Raw genomic sequence first — 3310 nt, forward strand, 5'->3', positions numbered from 1 at the left:
GGTATTGGCGGCGCTGAAAGAAACCGCAAGAATTCGTTAACTGCACATTCGGGATATTTCTCTATATTCGCGGTTCAGCAGGCATGTCCCCTTTGAGGGCGACCCGACGACAGGATAATCGACCTTACCCAAGTTACGCCTTAAATTTGGATCAATTAGGGGCGCTTTGCATTTCAAATCTTTGTGCAACAAAGCCTCAGAAAACTGAAGGAACCTCCATTGAATCGAACTAATATTTTTTTTGGTGAATCGCATTCTGACTGGTTGCCTGTCAGAGGCGGAGAATCTGGTGATTTTGTTTTTCGACGTGGTGACGGGCATGCCTTCGCGAAAATCGCACCTGCTTCCCGCCGCGGTGAGCTCGCTGGAGAGCGTGACCGCCTCATTTGGCTCAAAGGTCGAGGTGTGGCTTGCCCCGAGGTCATCAACTGGCAGGAGGAACAGGAGGGTGCATGCTTGGTGATAACGGCAATTCCGGGAGTACCGGCGGCTGATCTGTCTGGAGCGGATTTGCTCAAAGCGTGGCCGTCAATGGGGCAGCAACTTGGCGCTGTTCACAGCCTATCGGTTGATCAATGTCCGTTTGAGCGCAGGCTGTCGCGAATGTTCGGACGCGCCGTTGATGTGGTGTCCCGCAATGCCGTCAATCCCGACTTCTTACCGGACGAGGACAAGAGTACGCCGCAGCTCGATCTTTTGGCTCGTGTCGAACGAGAGCTACCGGTGCGGCTCGACCAAGAGCGCACCGATATGGTTGTTTGCCATGGTGATCCCTGCATGCCGAACTTCATGGTGGACCCTAAAACTCTTCAATGCACGGGTCTGATCGACCTTGGGCGGCTCGGAACAGCAGATCGCTATGCCGATTTGGCACTCATGATTGCTAACGCCGAAGAGAACTGGGCAGCGCCAGATGAAGCAGAGCGCGCCTTCGCTGTCCTATTCAATGTATTGGGGATCGAAGCCCCCGACCGCGAACGCCTTGCCTTCTATCTGCGATTGGACCCTCTGACTTGGGGTTGATGTTCATGCCGCCTGTTTTTCCTGCTCATTGGCACGTTTCGCAACCTGTTCTCATTGCGGACACCTTTTCCAGCCTCGTTTGGAAAGTTTCATTGCCAGACGGGACTCCTGCAATCGTCAAGGGATTGAAACCTATAGAAGACATTGCTGATGAACTGCGCGGGGCCGACTATCTGGTATGGCGCAATGGGAGGGGAGCAGTCCGGTTGCTCGGTCGTGAGAACAATCTGATGTTGCTCGAATATGCCGGGGAGCGAATGCTCTCTCACATCGTTGCCGAGCACGGCGACTACCAGGCGACCGAAATTGCAGCGGAACTAATGGCGAAGCTGTATGCCGCATCTGAGGAACCCCTGCCTTCTGCCCTTCTCCCGATCCGGGATCGCTTTGCAGCTTTGTTTCAGCGGGCGCGCGATGATCAAAACGCAGGTTGTCAAACTGACTACGTCCACGCGGCGATTATAGCCGATCAAATGATGAGCAATGCCTCGGAACTGCGTGGGCTACATGGCGATCTGCATCATGAAAACATCATGTTCTCCAGTCGCGGCTGGCTGGTGATAGATCCCGTCGGTCTGGTCGGTGAAGTGGGCTTTGGCGCCGCCAATATGTTCTACGATCCGGCTGACAGAGACGACCTTTGTCTCGATCCTAGACGCATTGCACAGATGGCGGACGCATTCTCTCGTGCGCTGGACGTCGATCCGCGTCGCCTGCTCGACCAGGCGTACGCTTATGGGTGCCTTTCCGCAGCTTGGAACGCGGATGGAGAAGAGGAGCAACGCGATCTAGCTATCGCGGCCGCGATCAAGCAGGTGCGACAGACGTCATACTAGATATCAAGCGACTTCTCCTATCCCCTGGGAACACATCAATCTCACCGGAGAATATCGCTGGCCAAAGCCTTAGCGTAGGATTCCGCCCCTTCCCGCAAACGACCCCAATATGAAAAACCCCGGCAGGATGCTGGGGTTTTTTATTGCCTATCATTTCTCATTTGCAAAACAAGCATAATGCTCCTAAAATATAGACTATAATCTATATTTTGGTTGTGGTATGTGGATAGTCATTACGACAGATCTATTTAATGAATGGCTTGAACAGCAAGACGAATCAACACAAGAGAAGGTTCTGGCTGCCCTAGTTGTTCTACAGCAGCAAGGACCAAGTTTAGGCCGCCCTTTAGTAGATACTGTCTATGACTCTAAATTTACCAACATGAAAGAGCTTCGTGTTCAACATCGAGGTAAACCACTGAGAGCTTTCTTCGCATTTGATCCTTTACGACAGGCTATTGTTCTATGTATTGCTGATAAAGGCAGTAAAAAGCGTTTTTATAAAGACATGCTGGATATTGCAGATGAACAATACCAACTTCATCTCACCACCCTAGGAGATAAATCTAATGGCTAAGACTCTGCAAGAATTGTTAGCTAGCCGCTCTCCAGAGAGCCAAGCCCGTATTCAAAAAATGGCAGATGAATTACTGCTAGAAAATCAGCTTCATCTTATTCGTGAAGAACTTGAAATCTCTCAAAAGGAACTTGCTGAAACTTTGGGAATAAAACAGCCATCGCTTTCAGCAATAGAAAATCGTGGCAATGATCTTAAGATTTCAACCATGAAAAAGTATGTTGAGGCAATGGGCGGGAAGCTCCGTATTGATGTAGAGCTTCCAACAGGAAAACATATAGGATTCAATGTTTAACAATAAAAATGGGAGCTAAAGACTCCCATTTTTAGATTCGTATAATCGCCATTATGTTAAATTAGCGATATTAAGAATAATTTAGCTTTCGCAAAAAACATATAATTTACTTCTTAAGTAATCCAAACGATTGTTTTCTTTGATAAGTGGATCACCATTGCGATATAAAACGATATCATCCATTGATCCCATTCCTCCAATGGTACTTTGTATTTTATATTTTGCGTATTCTAGATCATCATCAATATAGAACAGTATTCTTTTATACATTTCTGCCCAATGTTCTAAATTCTGTTCTTCAAACAATTCTATTAGTTCTTGAATTGTTGATTTTAAATCTTCAATTTTATTTTTCATAAAAGTATTTTTTAAGATTCTCTAAAATTAACATAATACACGTTATACGAATTCCCAAGGCATGGCTTTTAGTCATGCTTTTTTTATCAAAAGACTATACCTGAATGATAGCGAGCCAAATCGCATACAATATCTATCATTAGACTTAATGCAATAATTAAATGATAGTATTATCATTAATCTAATAGAATTAAGATTAAATGATAGAAATGAATACACGTA

The 3310-nt window shown here is 46.4% G+C and carries 5 protein-coding genes; 4 read left to right on the forward strand and 1 reads right to left on the reverse strand.

Annotated elements, in window-relative coordinates; genetic code table 11:
- Positions 1 to 219: 219 nt before the first annotated feature.
- The 4 genes from aph(3'')-Ib (at position 220) to FTU06_RS16610 (ending at position 2731) form a co-directional block, all read left to right on the forward strand.
- Positions 220 to 1023, forward strand: a complete 804-nt coding sequence (gene aph(3'')-Ib, locus FTU06_RS16595; protein WP_001082319.1) for an aminoglycoside O-phosphotransferase APH(3'')-Ib — start codon at positions 220 to 222, stop codon at positions 1021 to 1023.
- Entirely contained in the window at positions 1023 to 1859 is an 837-nt protein-coding gene (locus tag FTU06_RS16600) for an aminoglycoside O-phosphotransferase APH(6)-Id (protein WP_000480968.1), read from the forward strand. The genes aph(3'')-Ib and FTU06_RS16600 overlap by 1 nt, the downstream gene beginning before the upstream one ends.
- A 220-nt stretch (positions 1860 to 2079) precedes the next feature.
- Complete coding sequence (locus FTU06_RS16605; RefSeq protein ID WP_004967307.1) at positions 2080 to 2436, forward strand: type II toxin-antitoxin system RelE/ParE family toxin; 357 nt, start codon at positions 2080 to 2082, stop codon at positions 2434 to 2436.
- Positions 2429 to 2731, forward strand: coding sequence for a helix-turn-helix domain-containing protein (locus tag FTU06_RS16610; RefSeq protein WP_001140620.1), 303 nt, complete (start codon positions 2429 to 2431; stop codon positions 2729 to 2731). Before FTU06_RS16605 ends, FTU06_RS16610 begins: the two co-directional genes overlap by 8 nt.
- Positions 2732 to 2812: 81 nt before the next feature.
- Here the strand turns inward: FTU06_RS16610 and FTU06_RS16615 are convergent, their stop codons facing one another.
- Positions 2813 to 3088 carry a hypothetical protein gene (locus FTU06_RS16615; RefSeq protein WP_004967304.1) on the reverse strand — a complete coding sequence of 92 codons (276 nt, stop codon included), beginning with the start codon at positions 3086 to 3088 and terminating at the stop codon, positions 2813 to 2815.
- Between the last annotated feature and the right edge of the window lie 222 nt (positions 3089 to 3310).

The sequence above is a fragment of the Acinetobacter sp. YH12052 genome, from assembly GCF_013419835.1.
Taxonomy (GTDB): Bacteria; Pseudomonadota; Gammaproteobacteria; order Pseudomonadales; family Moraxellaceae; genus Acinetobacter; species Acinetobacter amyesii.